Below are 2,590 nucleotides of genomic sequence, written 5' to 3'. Positions count from 1 at the left end.
TTTCGTAATAAAAAGAAAGAAGTAAAGATCGTCGTCCGCCCCGTTCCAAAGAACGGGACGTACGTATGCGCAAGCCTGACGGGCAATTAGTACTACTCGGCTGCGGACATTACTGCCCTTCTACCTATAGCCTATCAACGTGGTCATCTCCCACGGCCCTTTAAAGAAATCTCATCTTGTGGCTGGTTTCGCGCTTATATGCTTTCAGCGCTTATCCAATCCCGACATAGCTACCCAGCGATGCTCCTGGCGGAACAACTGGTGCACCAGCGGTCAGTCCAACTCGGTCCTCTCGTACTAGAGTCAGATCCACTCAAATTTCTAACGCCCGCAGTAGATAGAGACCGAACTGTCTCACGACGTTCTGAACCCAGCTCGCGTGCCACTTTAATGGGCGAACAGCCCAACCCTTGGGACCTTCTCCAGCCCCAGGATGTGACGAGCCGACATCGAGGTGCCAAACCCCCCCGTCGATATGAGCTCTTGGGGGAGATCAGCCTGTTATCCCCGGCGTACCTTTTATCCTTTGAGCGATGGCCCTTCCATGCGGAACCACCGGATCACTATGCTCTTGTTTCCAACCTGATCGACCTGTATGTCTCTCAGTCAAGCGCCCTTGTGCCATTGCACTCTACACACGATTGCCAACCGTATTGAGGGCACCTTTAGAAGCCTCCGTTACTCTTTTGGAGGCGACCACCCCAGTCAAACTACCCACCACGCACTGTTCTCTCTTAGAGAGTTAGGCCCCGGACAAGCAAAGGCTGGTATTTCAACAATGACTCCACCACACCTGGCGATGCAGCTTCAAAGTCTCCCAGCTATCCTACACATTGCTTGACCAAGGTCAATACGAAGCTATAGTAAAGGTGCACGGGGTCTTTTCGTCCCACTGCGGGTAACCGGCATCTTCACCGATACTACAATTTCACCGAGCTCATGGCCGAGACAGTGTCCAGATCGTTGCACCATTCGTGCAGGTCGGAACTTACCCGACAAGGAATTTCGCTACCTTAGGACCGTTATAGTTACGGCCGCCGTTTACTGGGGCTTCAATTCAATGCTTCTCCCCGAAGGAATGACATCTCCTCTTAACCTTCCAGCACCGGGCAGGTGTCAGGCCCTATACTTCATCTTTCGATTTTGCAGAGCCCTGTGTTTTTGATAAACAGTCGCCTGGACCTCTTCACTGCGGCCCCCCATAAGGGGGCGACCCTTCTCCCGAAGTTACGGGTCTATTTTGCCTAGTTCCTTAGCCATGAATCTCTCGAGCGCCTTAGAATACTCATCCCAACCACCTGTGTCGGTTTACGGTACGGGCTGCTTCACTTGCTTTTCTTGGAAGTCGATATGCTGGATTATCACCTTGACCGTGGTCTCGGTGTACTATCGGGGCGTTACCGCTCCCTTCAACGTACAATTCCGTCTGTACGCACCAACTTCTCGCCTCCGTCACTTTTAGCGTGAGCAGGTACAGAAATATTAATCTGTTGTCCATCCACTATCCCCTTCGGGTTCGCGTTAGGTCCCGACTGACCCCCAGCTGATTAGCATAGCTGGGGAAACCTTGGTCTTTCGGCGTGCGGGTTTCTCGCCCGCATTATCGTTACTTATGCCTACATTTTCGTTTGTAATCGCTCCAGCATCCCTCGCAGGTACACCTTCGACGCAATTACAATGCTCCCCTACCCCTCATATAAATATGAAGTCACAGCTTCGGTGATATACTTATGCCCGATTATTATCCATGCGGAATCGCTCGACCAGTGAGCTGTTACGCACTCTTTAAATGAATGGCTGCTTCCAAGCCAACATCCTGGCTGTCAATGCAATTCCACCGCGTTATATCAACTTAGTATATACTTTGGGACCTTAGCCGGTGATCTGGGTTCTTTCCCTCTCGGACATGGACCTTAGCACCCATGCCCTCACTGCGCAGAAACATTTTATAGCATTCGGAGTTTGTCAGGAATTGGTAGGCGGTGAAGCCCCCGCATCCAATCAGTAGCTCTACCTCTATAAAACTATCTACACGCTGCACCTAAATGCATTTCGGGGAGTACGAGCTATTTCCGAGCTTGATTGGCCTTTCACCCCTACCCACAGGTCATCCCAAGACTTTTCAACGTCAACGGGTTCGGTCCTCCACTATGTGTTACCACAGCTTCAACCTGCCCATGGGTAGATCGCACGGTTTCGCGTCTACTACTACTAACTATGGTCGCCCTATTCAGACTCGCTTTCGCTACGGCTCCGGACCTGAAGTCCTTAACCTTGCTAGTAAAAGTAACTCGTAGGCTCATTATGCAAAAGGCACGCCGTCACCCATATGGGCTCCGACCGCTTGTAAGCGTATGGTTTCAGGATCTATTTCACTCCGTTATTCACGGTTCTTTTCACCTTTCCCTCACGGTACTGGTTCACTATCGGTCTCTCAGGAGTATTTAGTCTTGGCGGATGGTCCCGCCGGATTCATACAGGGTTTCACGTGCCCCGCACTACTCAGGATACCACTATCTAAATGCTCTTTACCTATACGGGACTATCACCCTCTATGGTCGCTATTTCCAAAGCGTTCTAGTTCATTACA

1 rRNA gene is annotated in these 2,590 nt (G+C 50.9%); it reads right to left on the bottom strand.

The features are described from left to right. Window positions 1–65: 65 nt before the first annotated feature. Window positions 66–2,590, bottom strand: a 23S ribosomal RNA gene (locus Q0871_RS18590); the annotation flags it as partial.

The organism is uncultured Maribacter sp. (genome assembly GCF_947500985.1).
Taxonomy (GTDB): domain Bacteria; phylum Bacteroidota; class Bacteroidia; order Flavobacteriales; family Flavobacteriaceae; genus Maribacter.
This window is presented reverse-complemented; position numbering and strand designations above follow the sequence as displayed.